General features: G+C 40.8%; 17 protein-coding genes. 12 read left to right on the top strand and 5 right to left on the bottom strand.

Annotation, left to right across the window (positions count from 1 at the left end):
• Positions 1-12 precede the first annotated feature (12 nt).
• Genes MTN95_RS00995 through MTN95_RS00955 form a run of 9 tightly spaced genes read left to right on the top strand, consistent with a single transcriptional unit; the run spans position 13 to position 12,117 of the window.
• Positions 13-3,789 carry a phage tail tape measure protein gene (locus MTN95_RS00995; RefSeq protein WP_248336638.1) on the top strand — a complete coding sequence of 1,259 codons (3,777 nt, stop codon included), beginning with the start codon at positions 13-15 and terminating at the stop codon, positions 3,787-3,789.
• A gap of 12 nt (positions 3,790-3,801) precedes the next feature.
• Positions 3,802-4,635: a phage tail domain-containing protein gene (locus MTN95_RS00990; protein ID WP_248336636.1), complete on the top strand. Its 834-nt coding sequence runs from the start codon at positions 3,802-3,804 to the stop codon at positions 4,633-4,635.
• Between the two features lie 22 nt (positions 4,636-4,657).
• Entirely contained in the window at positions 4,658-6,523 is a 1,866-nt protein-coding gene (locus MTN95_RS00985) for a phage tail protein (protein WP_248336918.1), read from the top strand.
• Between the two features lie 10 nt (positions 6,524-6,533).
• Entirely contained in the window at positions 6,534-8,429 is a 1,896-nt protein-coding gene (locus tag MTN95_RS00980; protein WP_248336634.1) for a phage baseplate protein, read from the top strand.
• A 12-nt stretch (positions 8,430-8,441) separates the two neighbouring features.
• The gene (locus tag MTN95_RS00975; RefSeq protein WP_248336632.1) at positions 8,442-10,211 is read left to right on the top strand and encodes a phage baseplate upper protein; all 1,770 of its coding nucleotides are present in this window, start codon (positions 8,442-8,444) and stop codon (positions 10,209-10,211) included.
• Positions 10,212-10,222: 11 nt separating this feature from the next.
• Complete coding sequence (locus tag MTN95_RS00970) at positions 10,223-10,612, top strand: hypothetical protein (protein WP_248336630.1); 390 nt, start codon at positions 10,223-10,225, stop codon at positions 10,610-10,612.
• A complete protein-coding gene (locus MTN95_RS00965) occupies positions 10,613-10,822 on the top strand; it encodes an XkdX family protein (protein ID WP_248336628.1) in 210 nt (69 codons plus the stop codon). It begins immediately after the preceding gene.
• Between the two features lie 50 nt (positions 10,823-10,872).
• Positions 10,873-11,295, top strand: a complete 423-nt coding sequence (locus MTN95_RS00960; protein ID WP_041056416.1) for a phage holin family protein — start codon at positions 10,873-10,875, stop codon at positions 11,293-11,295.
• 42 nt (positions 11,296-11,337) lie between these two features.
• Positions 11,338-12,117 carry a peptidoglycan recognition protein family protein gene (locus tag MTN95_RS00955; RefSeq protein WP_248336626.1) on the top strand — a complete coding sequence of 260 codons (780 nt, stop codon included), beginning with the start codon at positions 11,338-11,340 and terminating at the stop codon, positions 12,115-12,117.
• 28 nt (positions 12,118-12,145) lie between these two features.
• Here MTN95_RS00955 and MTN95_RS00950 read toward each other — a convergent pair whose 3' ends face one another.
• Together MTN95_RS00950 and MTN95_RS00945 are read right to left on the bottom strand one after the other, a co-directional pair.
• Entirely contained in the window at positions 12,146-12,562 is a 417-nt protein-coding gene (locus MTN95_RS00950; RefSeq protein WP_019712650.1) for an immunity 70 family protein, read from the bottom strand.
• A gap of 11 nt (positions 12,563-12,573) precedes the next feature.
• Positions 12,574-14,193 (bottom strand): ribonuclease YeeF family protein, encoded by a 1,620-nt coding sequence (locus MTN95_RS00945; protein ID WP_248336624.1) that lies wholly within the window; start codon positions 14,191-14,193, stop codon positions 12,574-12,576.
• Positions 14,194-14,531: 338 nt separating this feature from the next.
• Between MTN95_RS00945 and MTN95_RS00940 the strand changes: the two genes are divergently transcribed.
• The 3 genes from MTN95_RS00940 (at position 14,532) to MTN95_RS00930 (ending at position 16,094) form a co-directional block, all read left to right on the top strand.
• Positions 14,532-15,647 carry a Rap family tetratricopeptide repeat protein gene (locus MTN95_RS00940; RefSeq protein ID WP_019712648.1) on the top strand — a complete coding sequence of 372 codons (1,116 nt, stop codon included), beginning with the start codon at positions 14,532-14,534 and terminating at the stop codon, positions 15,645-15,647.
• The gene (locus tag MTN95_RS00935) at positions 15,644-15,796 is read left to right on the top strand and encodes a PhrK family phosphatase-inhibitory pheromone (protein WP_248336622.1); all 153 of its coding nucleotides are present in this window, start codon (positions 15,644-15,646) and stop codon (positions 15,794-15,796) included. The genes MTN95_RS00940 and MTN95_RS00935 overlap by 4 nt, the downstream gene beginning before the upstream one ends.
• A gap of 76 nt (positions 15,797-15,872) precedes the next feature.
• Positions 15,873-16,094: a hypothetical protein gene (locus MTN95_RS00930; RefSeq protein WP_019712646.1), complete on the top strand. Its 222-nt coding sequence runs from the start codon at positions 15,873-15,875 to the stop codon at positions 16,092-16,094.
• 180 nt (positions 16,095-16,274) lie between these two features.
• On the opposite strand, the gene MTN95_RS00925 is transcribed toward MTN95_RS00930, so the two are convergent.
• From MTN95_RS00925 to MTN95_RS00915, 3 genes are all read right to left on the bottom strand, one after another.
• Positions 16,275-16,427, bottom strand: a complete 153-nt coding sequence (locus tag MTN95_RS00925; protein WP_019712644.1) for a hypothetical protein — start codon at positions 16,425-16,427, stop codon at positions 16,275-16,277.
• Between the two features lie 394 nt (positions 16,428-16,821).
• Positions 16,822-17,949, bottom strand: coding sequence for a tyrosine-type recombinase/integrase (locus MTN95_RS00920; protein ID WP_248336916.1), 1,128 nt, complete (start codon positions 17,947-17,949; stop codon positions 16,822-16,824).
• Positions 17,950-18,254: 305 nt separating this feature from the next.
• Positions 18,255-18,767 carry a hypothetical protein gene (locus MTN95_RS00915; protein ID WP_116315469.1) on the bottom strand — a complete coding sequence of 171 codons (513 nt, stop codon included), beginning with the start codon at positions 18,765-18,767 and terminating at the stop codon, positions 18,255-18,257.
• Positions 18,768-19,083: the final 316 nt, after the last annotated feature.

The raw sequence follows: 19,083 nt of genomic DNA, 5'->3' as shown, positions 1-19,083 counted from the left end.
GGAGGTAACTATTTGGCGACAGAAGGCAGACCAATAGGAAATTTAGTCATTAACACCACGCTAAACGATGCCGGCGTAAACAGAGGGATAACCGGTCTTAGAAATAACCTCAAAACAGCACGGACAGCCACAAAAGCGACTGTTCAAGAGTTTAAAGCGATGGGTGATGAACTCACGGCCAGCAAAAAGCAGGTTGAAGGTTTATCAAATGAGCTTTCCATTCAAGAGAGGATTGTGGAAGAATACCGGAAATCTTACGAGAAACAGGTTGAGCTATACGGCGAAGGCTCACAGCAGGCCCAGAAATACGCCCAGCGGCTCAATACGCAGATTCAATCGTATCATTCTCTGGAAGGGTCTCTGCGGCGCGCGCAGATGCAATACCAAAGGCTAGAACAAGCCCAAAGCCAAGCAAGTGAAAGCGCAGATGAGTTGACGGACAGCCAAAGAGAGATCGGTGACGCAAGTGGTGACGCCGGCGGGAAAGTATCCAAATTCAGTTCTTTTATAAAAGTCGGGCTGGTCGGTGCGTTGACTGCAGGCGTTGCCAGTGTCGGTGCCCTAACAGCTGCAATCGGCGGGCTTGGTGCCAAAATGGCGCTTGATACGCAGGCGGCCCAGGGTGAAATTCGGGCTCAATTAGGGCTGACGGAAAAAGAGGCTCAGAAGGTTGCAAGTTCAGCAAAAAGCTTGTGGGCTGATGGTTTCGGTGACAGCGTTGGGGAGGCTAAAAACGCACTCGTTAACGTAAAACAAAACGTGAAATCATTAAAAGGTGCAACTGATGACACGGTAAAAGAAGTCACGAAGGGCACCATGACAATTGCCAAAGCTTTTGACCAAGATGGGAATGACATTACAAAGTCAATCAACGCAATGCAAAATTCATTTGATGGACTTTCCACTGATGCAGCAATGGACATGATCACCAGTGGTTTTCAGAAGGGCCTTGATTATTCCGGAGAGTTCTTAGATTCGATTAACGAATATTCCAATCAGTTTGCAGCTGCAGGATTTTCCACACAAAGAATGTTTTCAGTCTTTCAGGCGGGTGCTGAATCAGGAGCGTTCCAGCTGGATAAGGTTGGCGATCTGATCAAAGAAATGAACATTCGTTTATCAGACGGAACAGCAGACGAAGCCATGCAGTCACTATCAAAACACACCCAAGATTTATACGCTCAGTTTAAAAAGACTGGGAAAGGCGGCGACCTGGTTTTCTCGGCCGTTATGAAAGATATTGACGGCATGAAAAACAAAAGCGATGCCTATAAGATAGGGCAGCAAATTATGGGTACGCAGTTCGAGGATTTAGGACAAAAAGGCGTCTCTGTCCTGGCTAACATAGAGAATAGTTTTTCAAATACAAGCGGAGCAACCAAAAAAGCAGGCCAGGCCCTACAAGATAATTTTGGGACAAGGCTTAAAAAAATTGGACGTTCTGCCTTGGCGTCGTTAGAGCCTATTGGAAATGGGGTCCTAAGCTTACTTGAACCGGTCATGTCTGGCTTAGAGTCTGGCATGAAAAGCCTTGAACCGACTTTTAACAATATCGCGAATGCCGGAAAGAATCTAAAGACTATTTTCTCTGGCATTATGGACGTTTTCAATGGTGATACGTCAAAAGGTGCCGATAAACTGATGGACTTTTTCCCGGTGTTAACGGTCCAAACCATTATCGACGGGATAAACAATATCAAGACAGCTTTTTCGGGCTTTAAGCAGCAGGCACAGCCCATCCTATCCAACATGAAGGCAAGTTTTGACGCCATGAAGCCAACCTTTTCGGCTCTCGGCACTATTGCATCCCAAGTTTTTGGAACTCTTGGTCCTCTGGTCAAACAGGCATTGGGCGGCGTGATGTCTTTCATTGGTCAACTCACTGGGCAGTGGAAGTCTTTCTGGCAGCAAAACGGTTCTGTTATTACTCAAGCCCTTCAAAATGTGTGGTCGATTGTCCAATTTGTCATGCCGGCTATACTTGCGATCATACGTTCTGTTTGGGGGAATATAAAGGGCGTCATCACTGGCGCGATTTCAATTATCCAGGGCGTTATCCTCGTTTTTTCTGGGTTACTAACCGGGAATTTTTCAAAAATGTGGGAAGGAATTAAGAAAATATTTTCTGGCGCGATAAAAGTCGTCTGGAATGCAATCCAACTTTCGTTTTTCGGCAAGATTCTTGGCGGTGCCAAGGCTCTCGGCGCTGGCTTAAAAGGTATATTCCCAAAAATGTGGGGCTGGATCAAAAGTTTGTTTAAAGATGGCGCCACAAATGCGGGAAAAATGTTTAGTTTCTTGAAAGATAAAGCTCTAAAAATTGTTACTGACATGAAAACTAGTATTTCTAAAAAATTCACTGACATTGTAGATGGAGCGAAGGCGCTACCTAAGAAAATGGGTGACGGAATTAAGAGCATGGCAGGCAAAGCCTGGGACGGAATAAAAGCCTTTGGAAACAGAACGCTCCGCGGCTTCGGTAAAATCATCAACGGCTTTACTCAGCAGGGTATCAACTGGATTTTGGGAAAAATCGGGGTTGATACTAAAATCCCTAAATGGGAAGTGCCGCAGTATGCAAATGGTACAGGCGGGCATCCGGGAGGTCTAGCCATTCTCGGTGATGGTAAGGGCTCAAATGCTGGACCGGAAGCTTTTATAACCCCTTCGGGTCACATGGGGCTGAGCCCTGCGACTGATACGCTTATGAACCTCCCTCAAGGAACACAAGTCTTGTCAGCAATTGACACTAGAGCTTTTCTTTCAGGGGTTCCGGCTTATGCAAACGGAACAAAGAAGAAAGAAGGCTTTATTTCAAAGATGTGGAATGGAGCAAAGGCAGCCGTTGGGAAAGTGAAGGACCTTGCTTTAGATGTGTTTGACTATATCAGCAACCCGTCGAAACTCGTCAAAAAGGTTATTGAAAAGCTGGGGTTAAAACTGCCTAAAGTAAAAGGCATTACCGGCGATGTCCTAAAGGGTTCTTTCTCCCTTATCAAAAAGAATTTTGTTAATTTCATTAAAGATAAGTTTGGAGAATCAAGCAACTTCGGTGAAGGCGGCACTGCAGCCGTCAAAAAGTGGGTTGCTCAAGCCTTAAAGATAAAAGGGTTAGGGTCAGAATATGCCTCAGCACTTGAGACAATAGCGATGAAGGAATCAGGCGGCAATCCGAATGTTGTAAACAGATGGGATTCAAACTGGAAAGCAGGGCACCCATCACAAGGATTGATGCAGTTTATCCCGAGTACCTTTAACGCCAATAAGGAACCAGGGCACGGAAATATCAAAAATCCAGTTGACCAGATCCTTGCCTCCATTAACTATCTGAACAGCAGATACGGCGGAATCTTAAATCATCCTGGCTTGAAGTCAATGGCGCGCGGCGGCCGTTACATCGGTTACGATACAGGCGGATTGATTACGCGTGATCACATGGCCGAGGTCCATAAAGGGGAAATGCTGCTGCCGTTGCGTCAATTTAGGCGCAGCCAAGCCCATAAGGTTCTCAGCCAGGCAGGTAAAATGGTTGGGTATGAACCGGAAAGCCGGTCAAGCTCAAGCGATGCAAACGCATTGCAAACGATGGTCACTCTGCTGCAGCAACAAAACAGCAATCAGCAAGCCGAAATTAATCTGTTAAGCCAAACGGTAAGACTGTTAACACAGCTTGTGGCGAAAGACCCGAAAGTAATACTGAGTGTCCAGGAATTAAATAAAATTCAAGACGAAGCATACAACAAGGAAAGAAACCAAAAGGGATTGCTGAATAATGTAAGCTTCTCTTAGGAGAGTGGTAGGTTGATAAACTATGATCTAATAATAGACGGCAAGTATTTAAGCGAGACTCTTCCAGGTGTCTCGCTTTCTTCATTTAGGCCGGAGGCACCAGTGTTCGAAAGGCAGACGGCAGGAACAAGCGCGCTTATTAACGGGACGATGATGCTTAAGCAGGGGAACACTGGACGATACACAGAAAGAAAAATCAATACAAAAGTGATTGTGGAGGCAAATAGCTCTTATCAGTTCCAAATCAAGAGGGACGCCGTGTACAACCTTTTTATAAGAGAGGACCCCTATTATGTGATCAATACGCAGCAGCCTTATAAACGGTGGCTTGTTACGTGTGATGACGCATTTTCCATCTATCAAGAAAACGGCAAAAAGTATCAGGAAGTGGATATTGCATTAACGGCCATTCAGGGGCTTGCTGAGTCTTTAAATGACAGCACTGCATCTATGGAATTGAAGGACGAAAAGTTTCACTTGGGCATGAATATCAGGCGGGACACAACTCCTGTGTTTCACTTTAAAAATAAAAACTCTTTTGTAGTGGATAACATAGGGGACGTAAAATTGGACCCGATTAACTACAATTACAACGTCGAAATGTATCTGCAGGGTACTGATATTTCAATCACTAATATCACAACAAATGAAACCCTGACGCTGAACGGGAAATTTTCAAAAACGGATAAGATAACGCTTTTGAAGCATCACATTCTGAAGAACTCTGCACCTATTTCCGATAGAAGTGGGCGGTTTCCGTCTCTTGCAGCCGGCCAGAATCAATTTAGGATTGCGGGTGCTACCTACAGCGATATCCGATTCATTACACACTTTTATTATAAATAGGGGGTGAGGCTCTTTGAATCAGATGTTTGTTCATGACATTAAAACTGGCCAAAAACATGAGCTTATTCACGTTGAGCCCAAAGTGAATGATGACGTCACGGGGAAAAAGGATTTGTCTTTTTCGATTACCTTGACTGAATACAATCAGATCCCTTTCAATGCTTTAGTCGGAAGAAATTTTATTATTATCGACGAGGTGCGATATAAAAAGCAGCAGTATTTCATTAACACGCCCACGATCAAACAGGAAGGCGCTCTGCTAACTAAAGACATAACAGCTACGCATATCTATTCCTTTAGGGCGATCAAGCATGTTGTTCACGAGACGATAGAAGGTACAAAAACTCTCAATGAAGCACTAAAGCACGCAGTGAAAGGCAGTGAAATCACATTTACAATTATGCCGGATGCGAAGGGAATCGGAGCTAAAAAGCTGGAGGGATTCGGCAATAAAAAGACCTCTGAACTGATGGACGAAATCATTTCTACCTTTGGGGTTGAAATCATCCCGAATAACACGCATTTATACATTTACAAAAAAGCCGGCAAAGAGATTGTAAAAAGGCTGGATAACCTTTCGAATCTCACGTCCTTACAGATCACAACAACGGAAGATAACACGACAACCCGGGTGAAAGGATACGGGAAGCTCAAGGAAGATAAAGACATCCTGGGTGATCAATCGATTCCCTACGATTCAAAAACAGGCACCTGGGCGTATGATAGCTCATTAAAAGCTGATTATACGAAGAAAATAGGAGCCACGTTTTCTTTCTCTTTCACAGGGACAGGCTTTAAATTTAAAACACTTGTATCGAAGCTAGGCGGTAAATGGGAATTTAAAATAGGCGATCAGACGAAAACCATATCTGTCTATAAAGATTCAGCCCCGACAGAAAAAGAGTTTGATATCATTCGCGGCCTGGACAATAAGACATATAAAGTAGTGGCTACCTTTAAAGGCAGGGACAGCAATAACCCAAATACTAAAGGCACAAAGAAAGCTGACCCGGTCATGTATCTCCTGCGCGGCAACATTATTGGGGTGTACAGGACATTCAAAAATGAGGATGAAAAGTATGTCTTTCCCCCGGTCACCTATGTTCACCCGGAAGAAAAAAAGTTTCTGATTAACGGGCAACCATCCTGGGCGGAACCCGTCACAGATGATTCTATCACCAAAAAAGAGGATATGATTAAGCTGCTTAAAACCAAAGTCAATCCTTACGCAGAGGTTTCTTATGACGCTGACTATGTGGAGTTATTAGATCAAGCCCTGGCTGATATAGAAGAGCCGGTGATGGCAGGAGACACCATCCGTGTATATGCTGATACGCCTCTAAACGGAATCACTTTTGATGGGAAGCTGAGAGCAACAGCGGCCTCATACAACCCATTAAGGCCAGAACAGCCTTCTGACCTGACAATTGACGGGAAGCGAAAAAGCCGTGTAGACATGGAAATTGAAGCGAAAAAGCGAGCGAAGAATCAGGAGCAGGCCATCAAGAATTATCAAAATCAATTGGCTTCTGGGCTTGCTGAGATCAATCAAATAAAGCAAAGCCTTGCGAATACGCAGGCTTCACAGCAGACCACATATACTTTCTCTTTGCAATTTTTAAACGGTGAATGGTCTGTATCTTCTGGCGATGGTTTTGCTTCATTGGCAGCGGGCATCCTTTCTTTGAATACGGATGATGATTATGCAATTCAGTATGTGACTGGTGATGCCAATTCCATTGTGAAGGAGTCAGGCTATACGTTATACGCAGAAGATGTGGACACAAATATAATCAATATAACCCTTTATAAAGACGGAAAAATAAGTGATCCTCTGGGGGTTCCCGAAGGGTCAAAAATGAAAATCCTCATAGTAGGACAGAAATAGAGGTGAAAACATGACGCTTTATCTTAATAAGAGGCATGGGGATGCTCCAAACGCAAAACTCTTTACTCAGCTGGACGATAACGCCAAGGCAACCGAAACGGAAGTCAACCTGCTAAACAATAAAATTAAATATCATGAAAGTTCACAGACCGCCCACAAATCAAGTCAAATTGATCACGGCGGTCTTTCTGTTTCTACAGAATTAGAAACGATGAAAAAGCGTTTCGCCAACGTGATTACCAAAGCAGACGGCACGAATGTAAAAGAGGTTCTGGACCTCCGCATAAATCGAGAAGGTAAAGAATTTGACACAGCAAATGAGCGTGTTGTGGAGATTGAGAAATCACTCTCTGATCTTGATGCCTCTGTTCAAAAAGAATACGGATTCGATTACACGACAATCCCGCCCGTTTATCACACGAGTTTGAACCTTGCTGATAAAACGGTGCTGCAGTGTTTCGTAATCGACGAGAAAACAGGCGATATTTACGCGACCCAGGTGGGAAGTGGCAACACAGATCAAAGTCAAAACTATGTCATTACCCGGATGAATAAAAACGGCGTAATGCTTGATAGCATGACCGTCGTTCATGGAGGTCACGGTACAACAATCGGGCTTGAACGAGAAAACGGCAAGGTGTATATCTGGTCAAACTATGATGTTGTCGATGCAAATGGGAGTCCGATTGGTAACGACCTGGTTAGGTTCCCCTATACAGCTGGGGCAACGATTAACGGCGGAAACGGAGGAATCAAACGCTATAACAAGTTCAGTGAATTATATGCGATTCCTGTAATTGATCAGCAAAACGGCTTAATTGCTTTGCGTTTAAAAGACAGCAACGATGACAGCGTTGTGCAGCTGCGTAAATTAAATGATGTGAAAAACGGTATTGATAATCTCTTGGGAGAAGTGACAGTTCCAAACGATCTGCATTATCTGCAGGGCTTTACTATAGACGGATACGACTTGTATTGGTACACAGGAGACACAAACAGCGTCGCCTATCCGGCTGAATTGTCTTTGTTCAGCTTCAAAGATGGGAAGCTTAAAAAACGTATTACGTGTAACTTTGGCCGGGGTCCTGATGGGAAATACGAGGGGGATTTTCGGGAGCCGGAATCCGTGTTTCTTTATAAGGACCCAATGACGGGGAAGAAGTCGCTATTCGCTGCGATTGCAACTGGTCCAGTCGGAAAGCGTCTGGCAAAAGTCTATGCCTATCATTCAAAAGACAATGCAGCAGCCTTTGCCACAGACCTATCGCAAGGGTTTCAGGGCTACCCGTTAACGAAAAACAACGGATACGCAATGCGGCTGCCTGATGGAATAACGAAACTGAAAGACTTTTGTCAAGTGGGCTACTATTACATGACTACAGCCGAGACTTCCAAGCTGACGGACCACCCAGCAGGCGGGGACGCGGGTTGGTGGTTTCATGTTGCGCCAGCTGACATATCAGGGTCTGTTATTCAGACTCTTACACGAAACTCCACAGGACGATCAATAAAGATGTTTACTCGTGTTGTAACAAATGCGGGCGTTGCTGGGGATTGGACGGAGCTTATGTCCAGTCAGTCTTTAGATTGGACAAATCTACCCTTGAAAAACGGGGCCTCCAATCCGGATTCAGACGATAAATTGCAATACGCCATAAACGGTGGGCTCGTTCATCTGCGTGGAAGGGTTAATATTCCGGAAACAGACGGAGTCGTGTTTGCTATTTTGCCGGCAGGAGCCCGGCCACGTAAAAGTTGGTATAGAGGCTGTCAGGTTGGTGGTACTACAGGAGATCGAAAAATAGGGATTCGCAGCAATGGGCAAGTTGCGGCTTTAGGTTTCGCAGTAAACAATCTAGATGCGGTCACTTACACATACGTCAATATAAGCTTCCCAATAGGGTAAGGAGGGGGATTCATGGTCTATAAAGATGCTGCGATTAGTGCCAATGTCGGCACTGGCTCAAGCAGCAGGACAACAAACATACATTTTAGTACGCAAGATATAGGGACGGCCAAATTGACCTTTAAAGTGTTCAAAGATGGCGTCCCTTTACCTTTGTCCGCGGTGACTGGGAAACTTGTTATGGTGATGGTCGATGGCAGTAAGTTCATCAAGAATATTACGATCGTAGATAAGCTAAACGGCATTGCTGAATACGTTTTGACAAGTGAAGAAATCAAGCATTACGGCAAGGTTCAAGCGTCTCTTAATCTGTATTACGACAATAAACAGTCACTGGGCGTCACTCAGTTTACTTTTCAAATAGACAAAGACCTTATTGACTCGGATATTGTCCCAATTGCTGAGTATTACATTGAAGATTTTGAGACATTGAGGCAGTCAGTTGAGGCGATAGTGGCGGACCTCCAGGAGAAATTTAAAGACTTGGATAATGTTGAGACAAAGGCAGGCGCACAGGAGAAAGCTGACGCTGTCCAGGCGAATCTGGACAATCACACAAGGAATAAGTCGAACCCTCACGGGGTGACGAAAAGCCAAATAGGATTGGGCAATGTGGACAATGTGCAGCAAGCTCCTAAACAAGATTTTGACCTTCATGTATCGGATGCAACCAAACATATTTCTTCTAGTGAGAGAACCAAGTGGAATAATGGTCAAACTTTTAGGATAACAGCAGAGAACGGAACGCAGAAATATAACCTCACAGAGGGCTCTTTTTATGATTCGCTTAAAGATGTCGGGACTGTCTCTTTTTATGGGACAAATGCCGTTACTGATAACCCGTCATCATCAAGCTTGCGCGGTCTGCAGCTTGTAGGACAGCCAGGGATTGGCATGGGGTACGCCGTGGACGTGAACGGGAATGCTTGGTGGTTCTATTACAATTCGAATCATACGAAGATCAATTGGATTCCTGCAGAGTCCATCACAGGTGCCCAATCAAAAGTAGATGCTCACGCAAATAGAAAAGATAACCCACATTCCGTAACAAAAGCGCAAGTTGGGCTGGATAAAGTAGATAATGTTCAGCAGGCTTCTTTGGCTGATTTTAACGCTCATAACTACAATTCCATCCGGCATATCTCACAAAATGAGAGAGATAAATGGAACGGCGGCCAGCTGGCGAAGCTGACAAAAGATGACGGGAAACGAACTCAATTAGCTGATGGGGCTGATGTTCTTTCGTTGAGTTCTGGATTTTATTTTGCTTCAGGAAATCTAGTGAAAAACAATCCCGTTTCAAATGATAGCTCGTGGTTCAATTATGACGTTATAGACGGGGGTTCCGGGAGAAAATCAATCTTAGCTTGGAGAAGTTACGATAATACCCTGTGGCACGCTACGGTCCACACTAACAACGTTTTTAAAGGATGGAAAAAGCTTATAACAGACGCCGATTACGAGGGTATCACTTGGCAAAACGTCACACTCAAAAACGGCGCAGCTAATGGAGACAGGCCATTCCAGTATGCTAAGTGGGGCAAATTGCTTTTGTTCAGAGGACAGATCACAGCACCGCGGGAAGTCGTGATTGGTTCAATACCTTCCTCTGTGGTTCCAAGTAACGGTGCGGTTGTTCTCGCGTCAACGACCGGAATAACTGGTTTTTGTAAACTCATTGTTTATGGTACAGGAGATTTAAAATTGACTGGTTTAATGTCCAATGATAACAACGCAGTCACCGGCTATTATATGGATGTTAACCCGATTCCGTTAGATTAAGGAGGATAAGAATGTTACAGGTTTATAGATATGATGAGAATTTAGAATATGTTGAACCGGTATTGGTCACAGAAATAGACGAAAAAGGCGATTATATCATCCCAGCAGACTGCACGACCGTGGCGCTGCCGGATTCACCTTCCTTTTTCAAACCTAAGTTTGATCCAGAGAATCAGGAATGGTCAGAGACTGCCACACAAGAAGAGATCGAGGCTATTTTAAATTCAGGCGGCAAAGAAATCTCAGTAGTTGACCTTTTGAAGCAGCAGAATGCAGCACTTTCCTTACAGATTGCAAAGTCAGAGAAGGAAAACGAGGAAAGACGTATGAGGGAAGCAGAACAGGCTTTAGTCATTGCACAGATGCAAAAACAAATTGAAGAATTGAAGGAGGCAAATTAAATGGCTCGGTATCCAGAAGTAGCGGACATTAAGCAGTTTTATGAATGGAAATGCTATACAGACGAAAAGGTACAGGAATATGTTGAGATTGAATGGATTACTACAGAACAATACAAAGAAATTACCGGAAAGGATTACCCTTCTCCCAGCGACGTCCCTTCTGGGGAGACTGACGAGCCTGCTGGGGTTGAATTGAATAAAGAAGGATAAACGCTTAATAGGCGTTTTTTATTTTGCCTCTAAGGAGGTGATAACAAGAAATGGAGGAGACAACGGTGTTTATTAATTTTGAAACATTGGATTTAGCGAGAGTTTATCTGTTTGGGGGTGTGAAATATCTTGATTTAATGCTGGTGCTAAATATCATTGATATCCTTACCGGTGTGGTGAAAGCGTGGAAGTTTAAGGAGCTCCGCAGCCGTAGCGCATGGTTCGGTTATGTGCGTAAGATGCTCAGTTTTCTTGTGGTTATCGTGGCAAACATCATAGATACAATTCTCAATCTGAACGGCGTCCTGACATTTGGAACCGTTCTTTTTTATATCGCCAATGAGGGGCTTTCCATTACGGAGAACCTTGCACAGATCGGCGTTAAGATTCCGGCTGCCATTACTGATCGTCTTCATGTAATCGAAAATGACAACGAACAAACAAATGAAAAGGATGAACAGGCTGCTGGGTAACCCGGCGGCTTTTCTACATCAAAAATAAAGGAGAGAACCCTTATGACAATCACAGTGAAAAAGAATCTTGTATCAGAAGCAAAATACGCTTTGAAATGCCCTAATCACATGGACGCTCAATACATCACCATCCACAATACAGCGAATGATGCGTCAGCTGCCAATGAGATCAGCTATATGATCGGAAATACTAGCTCGACAAGCTTTCATTTTGCCGTTGATGACAAAGAGGTTATTCAAGGGTTGCCGTTAAATCGAAACGCATGGCACACAGGGGACGGCAAAAACGGCACCGGGAACCGTAAATCTATTGGCGTTGAAATCTGTTACAGTAAGTCAGGAGGCCCTAAATATAAGGCGGCAGAAAAACTGGCAATCAAATTTGTGGCGCAGCTGCTCAAAGAGCGCGGCTGGGGTATTGATCGTGTCCGCAAGCATCAAGACTGGAACGGCAAATATTGCCCTCACCGTATTTTGTCAGAGGGTAGATGGGACGAGGTTAAGGCTGCCATTGAAGCAGAATTAAAGTCACTGGGCGGGAAAACAAGCTCAAGCAAAAAGAAAACGTCATATGCGCTACCTTCTGGCATCTATAAAGTGAAAAGCCCAATGATGAAAGGCGCGTCTGTAACACAGATTCAGAAAGCGCTGGCGGCTCTTTATTTCTATCCAGACAAAGGGGCGAAGAATAACGGTATTGACGGCGTGTATGGTCCGAAAACAGCAAACGCAGTCAAACGGTTCCAGCTGATGCACGGGCTATCTGCAGATGGTATCTACGGACCGAAAACAAAAGCAAAACTTGAAGTCCTATTAAAATAAAAAAGGCCCTTTAGTCAGGGCCTTTTTTTCAAATACTATCAATTAACACTTCTGAATTTGTTTTTTTTCCTTTTTCAAGCGCACTTTTTAAAATCTTTATAAAATCCTCCCCATCACTCGTAACAAAATAATTAGACAAGTCGGTGATTTCTTCACTTATGTTATCTCCCCATGGAGGCCTTTTACTAACATCTTCAATATCCCAAATGACTTGTGAAGGGTTGTACTCTTTCAATTTCTCTTTTATATCTTCTAATTCTTCAAGGGCAGGATCAATGTTTTTGCTTTCAAGCTTTCCTTGATAAAGCTCATTTAATAAATGCGGATATTTCGATCCCCAACCATGCTCTTCTAAATGGTAGCTTACGGTTGAAAAAAATGAATGTAAGAAGTCTCCATGCCCAACTTGATACCAGTAATATTTAACCTTAAATCCTACAGCCAACGTGCTCACCTCTAATTGGTTTTGAATTTTATATCTGCTTTTCCGTTAGTCTTTTTCATTATCTTATCATATAAGTCGTCCATTATTTCTTCAGAAACTGACTGGCCCCTAATATCTATGACTACAGATTGTTTTGTATTATTAGGAAGGTCAGTGAGTCGTTTTTCAACTTGTTTTGAAACATTGTTTACTAACCTACTTCTCCCACTTGGTGTAGTAATCTTATAGTTTTTAACCTCTATACTATGCCCAGTTTTATAGAAGTCCGGACGGGAGCTGCCTTTCTTTCCATAAGGGACTTCTTTGCCATCTATAAATGACTTTTGTTCACTGTAATCAGGATAATCTTTTCCAACATCTTTTTCAGATTGTCGCCATGATGGTCTCTTAGGAATATCAGAATTTTTCACATTTAAGTTTTTGCTGACTCCACGCAAACCGAATCCGCCAAGCATCGATAACGCATGATTAAGGCTGTTTTGTCGTTGTTCATCAGAAATTTTATTCCCAAACATATCCCGGCCAGTTATTGCTTCGCTAAAACCGTTTGCAGATGCGAGACCGTAAAGTCCTTTGCTGGAGTTTTGAAGAGCGTGAAATGTCTTAGGCGTTTTATAGACATCAAGCGCTTTGTCTGCTTTGGAGATCGCTTTGCTAGTTGAATACACAGCTTTTACACCTTTGCCTAATTTACCTGCCCATCCCACAATGGGCACATAACCTGCTGCAGCCATTGCGCCAGCTGCTACACGTTGGCCCTCTGTCAACTTTTCACCGGTTACAGGATCAACGCCATCGGCGGCTCTTTTATAATCATAATATCCGGAGACTTCCCCTGTAAAATTACAAACAACATCCCACGTTTTTTCGTACCATGGCTTATTTGCAAGCTCTTCCTGTTCTTTTGCTATCATTCTTTGTTCGGCCTGCTGATCTTTAAAGGCGATATAATCAGTCGATTGTTTTTTTACATCCTCAGTCATCTTGTGGACTTCACTGTCCCTATAAGCCTTGGCATTATAGTGGATGGGAGAGGCACTCTTGCCTGTTGTTGTTGCGTTTATGAGTGCTTGGTAATCAGCCTGAATCATTTGTTCATTTGCTTCTGATAAGGCATATTCTGACGTTAGGTTCTCATCGACTTCACTTATTTTCTCGACTGTATTTTTTCGTTTTTTCTCAGCAGAAGATAACTCAGTTTTAAAATCTTCCGTTGAAAAAACATCTAAGGGGAGGACATCGTGTATTTCATTTAATATGTCTTTGATGGCCTTTTTCTGTTCTGACATGATGGATTTTGATTTGGAATTAGCATTGGCCAACTCATGCTCTAGGAAGGATTCTTCTATGTAGGCATCTGATAAGCTGGCGTCTTCCAAGATACCAGGAATACTCGTTAAAAATGATATTTTCATCTCAATTAGATCAATCCATTGGTCAGCAATGCCGGCCTGATCTTCATAAAATGATTTGATGTTATTTGCACCTTTACCTGAAAACTCACTATCATCTAAATCAGCGACAGCTTTGAATGCTTTCTTTAATTTGATCATTTTACTTTTTAAATCTTTGTATTCTTTTGCACGGTTTTCAGCTTCGGAAAGCAGTGTTTTGGCTTCAAATACCTTCATGATCATATCCTTTCATATGGAATTTAACACAGGGATTTTACCATAGTTTAGGAGAGAGCAGCTGATAATAAATATGTAGTTACAAGAATGATTCGAATTACATAGGTACTATTAACTCAGTTGAATTCTGGCCGCATAGTATTAAGTTCGGCAGACTCATTTTTTAATGAGTTCATCATTCTGAAAAAATAGTAAAAATTACCCTAAAGGAAATTTGCGCCATAACGAAAAATAAATTGCGCTATGTCGAAAATTATTTCTATATATGACATAAAATGTTAAACGTGTGTTAACATTTGTTTGAGTATTTAGAATTTTGACGGAAAGAGGGGTTTATTATGAGTAAACTTGCTTCTGAGTATGTTGCTAATATCTTAAATGAGTGGTATATCGCTATAAAACAGCAAGATGTTGAGGCTGCCGAGAAATATTTTAAAGAGGTTAAAGCTCTGTTTGATGAAATGGTGGAAGATCAAGAGGTATTGATGTATTACTCTTTGCTTGAAGAGAGACATAAAATGATGATGTACCAAGTTAAAGGATCAGACTTCCCTAAGCATTCATATTTCAATAAAAGACACGCAAAAGAAATTCAAAAAACTGATCACATGATAGAGTATTATTTCTTTTTATTTGAAGCGTTATACGAATCATATAATCGAAACTTTGAGAATGCCATAAGCCTTTTTAAAATCGCAGAGAAAAAGTTATCTGTCATTCCGGATGAAATTGAAGCTGCTGAATTTTATTCTAAAGTGGCGTCAATGTACATGATGCTACGGCAAAGTATTGTTTCATTAAATTATATAAACAACGCTCTCAACATTTATAAAGGGAATGAAAATTACAAAAGAAAGTTTGCAACTGCATTGATGGTTGTTGGAACTAACTATACTGATCTAGGCCAGTTTGATAAAGCTGAAGAAGCCTATTTCCAAGCGATTAGAATTTCAAAAGAGCTTGGTGATAAATTTTTCGAAGCCCAAATCCATCACAATTTAAGTATTACATACTCAGCAGCAAATAGATCCCAAGACTGCCTTAATGCACTAAGAAAAGCAATCCGAAACAAAGAATGGAGACAATCAGTTTATTACATTAACTCTCTTTACATGGTCACAAAAGAGTTATTCCTCATGGGCCAAAAAGATAAGGCTGTATATTATTACAAAAAAGGACAGGAAAATTTAAACCAAAAAGAGAATAAAGTGTATGAGGCTAAAATAAACATCATTTATAAACTTCTTCAAGATAATCAAAACGAAACGATTGAGCATTGTTTGAGTTATATTCATTTCCTTCAAGAAAAGAATGACTTAGACAGTGTTCTTGATCTTTCCTTGATTATCTCTCGGTACTGCGAGGAGAAAGAATGTTATAAGGATGCTCTTGAATTTTCTAAACGAGCTATTTTAGCCGAAAAGAAAATGAGGCAGTTGGAGGGAATAGGATGAAAAGATTAATACTTCGTGTGTCTGTTACAGCTATTGTCTTAAGTGGGTTAGCTGTTGGCGCTAGTTTGATTACTCAATCTGACTTTTATTTAAGTGAAAAACCAGTTGGAACAGAAATACAAGTTGCAGAAAGACCTGTTGGCACTTAATACAAGAACCCTGAAAAGGGTTTTTTATTGCGCGAGAACGTTTGTTCTGATATGGTGCCATGTAGAGGTGAGATATATGAAAAAGTTATCAAAAGAGCTGGAAGAGGGATTAGAAAGAGTACCAAATTTGATTGAAGAGGTTTTGCAAATTTATGAACAGCATCAAGGAGAGCCGGAGAACAAACCAGGCGTTAGCTGTCCTTCGTGTCTTAATAAATCATCTGATTATGTGTGTAATTGGTATGGAAATAAACATGTTCATTTCATTTGTAAGTGCGGTTGTCAAGTCGACCAATAATAAAAAGGCCCTTCTCATATGAGAGAGCCTTTTTATTTATCCACCTACTCTTATTTCACGACCTAAGCCCATTCCTACAGGTGGGTCGATTTGATGGGTTCCTACTGGTAGCTCGCGTGCGATCATCATTTATCAACTCCTCTCTATAGATACATTACTTCATAATTTTCCAAATCCCTTTTATTTGAACAATTTTTTTAATAATTTATTTGTTGCTTTTCCGGCTGCACGGCGAGCCACTCTTTTTCCAAGTGTTCCGTTTTTGGCTGCGTTAACATCTCCAAGAAGCTTTGCCGATTTGTAAAGCGCAGATCTGATTTTATTTATATTCAATATTATCATTCCCTTTATATGTATATCTTTAGCTTACAATAAAAATCTAAAAATGAATAGATGTGGGCACCCACAAAGACACCCACAAAACACCCACAAATATAATATACTTGATGATTTCTTATTCGAAGAGAAATAACAAAACCTTCTTAATTCAACGTTTATCATGCACTATGACATTGAAATATTGCCTAGATTATATTCCGCACGCAAGTACATCCTTGGGAGCGCGAACAGTATATGTCTCAGTATTAATCTGATAAACCTTGATTTGATAGGGTTTTAGATTAATAACTAGGTGGTCAAGTCAAGTGGGATAACTAGAAACAACTAGTTTGACCACTTTTTGACCACCAAAAAAATTAAAAAAATTTAGGACAAAAGTGAATTCATGTTATTCTTCATAACCATCCACTGATGTATTTTCAAGCTTCTCAGATATATGAGAGTATACGTCCGATGTGATGGTTATATTTTTATATCCGAGTCTTTCTTGAACAAACTTCATACTTGCACCTGATTCTAGAAGAAGGACAGCATGAGTATGTCTTAAACCATGAATTGGCATTTTTTCTAATCCAGCTTTCTTCAGAATGCGATTGAGTGCATTGAAGAGGGTAGACTTTGGTAAAGGTTTTCCATCCTGTCTACAAAAAACAAGATCTAATTCATGTTCGTAAATCTCATTAAAAACTATTCTATTATCATTTAAATAGTTCATGTGTGTTGCTAACTCTTTTGCTAATGAATTGCTAATTTTAATTCTTCTTTCGGATTCATATGTTTTTGTTTCTCCAAATATTTCTTCTCCCTCTTTAACTTGAAAGTCTAATGATTTGTTAATGTTGATGAAGTTATTTTTTAGATCAATATCCTTTCTTTGTAAAGCAGCTGCTTCTCCCTTACGCATTCCTGTTTCAAGTAAAGTTTTAAAGAAGATATAGTACAAATAATTATCTTGTTTTGCAAATTTAAGGAAGAGGGAAATATCATCTGACTTAATGTATTCTAACTTTTCTTTTTTCTTAGATTTAGCCCTTGGAATTGTTACCCCTTCACATGGGTTTTCTTCAATTTTTTTAAGAGGCTTTACTGCCGTAGCTAAAGCGTTGAACATTGTCCCGTGAATGATTTCAATTGTTCTTTTGCTGTATCCCTGGTCTGCTAAATAATTAATAAATTTTTGATAACGTAAGGGTTTAATATCTTTTAGTTTAATCTCCTTAAAATAGGGGAGAATTTTTGTATTAACATTTCGTTCATGAAGAATGTAAGTGTTTTTCCTAACATTACCTTGTTTGTATTGAGCGAGCCAATCTTTAAGATAATGCTTTAAAAGGGTTTCTCCTCCGTTAATTTCTAAATCACCTATCAATCTTTCCTCTTCTTGTCTTGCAGCTATCTGTGCCTCTTTTTTTGTTTTAAATCCACTTTTGGAGACTTCGATTGGCTCTTGAGTTAAAGGGTCTTTATGTTTTATTCTGTATTGCCATGTAGTTCCTCTTTTTCTGAAACTAGCCATATTATTCCACCTTTCGTTTGTAACATATCCCATTTTAGCACTTAGTTTTTTGAGGGAATCAAAAAATTCAGATAAGTAAGTCTCTAGCATATATTGAAGTGAATTTCTCCTCTTGACTCTAAATAAAATTCCCATTTTATTTAAACCTAAAAGCTGCTTGAATACATCCTAAATTTAAAGTATCCTGTATATGTATCATAGTTGGTATATCAGCCACTATAGGCCAGAGAGTTCCCTCACATACTCTCTGGCCTTTTGTTTAAAAAAGCTAAAAAGCCCTTTAAAAGGGCTTTATATCTAACACATTATCTAGGAGTTCTGAAAACTTTATAATCATAACCTATTTGTTTGCTATATTTACTGTCTTTGTAGACGTACATATCAACGATTGTGTATCTATACTTTTTGTCGTAGGCTAAGTATTGGGTTGTTGAGTAATAACGAGTTGGTTTTTTGTGATAGAATGTTCCAAACACAGCTTGAGCGAATATACCAGCCCAGGAGTATTTAAGACCAGGTAATCCTGCAGCAATTCTTGCTCCTAATTCAGCTGCAGTGTCTATGTTCTTAGAGTTCCCTCTAAAATGATCTACAACCTTCCATTTTGTTGATGGTGGTACAGCTTGAATTGAAATTTCTCCATTCTCTTGGATGACTGGAACTGATGATGTTTTAACTAATTCTTGAAGTGGTGTTGAATTAACCTGAGTGATATAACTTGGTGTAGGTTCTGAGATGGATTCTGCATGGCTAGTTAGTGGAGCCACTGTTGAGAATAGGAGTCCGAGAGATAGGGTAGTTAGAACTGTTTTTTTCACTAACAATCATCCTTTCAAGTTTTTTAATGCTTATGACTATCTGGATGCTGTATAATTATAACATATAATATACATATTTTGGAGGTTGAAATTATGAACTTTGATGACAAAAAGAGTATATTAAAGACTGTAGGGAACATATTTATGGTTCTTGTTCTTATCTCTTTATTTGTTTATGCATTCTCCAATGAATCTATTGGATGGTATGTTAAGATCACTTCTATTGTGATGTTAACTATCTCTTATATTTGCTACGCTTTAATTTCTTTGCAGGAAAAATGGTTCATTTTAACTTTGATTATCTCCTGGCTTGTGA

The organism is Bacillus sp. 2CMS4F (genome assembly GCF_023161785.1).
In the GTDB taxonomy this organism is placed as follows: Bacteria; Bacillota; Bacilli; order Bacillales; family Bacillaceae; genus Bacillus; species Bacillus halotolerans.
The sequence above is the reverse complement of the archived record's forward strand: the minus strand, read 5'-3'. Positions and strand labels throughout refer to the sequence as shown.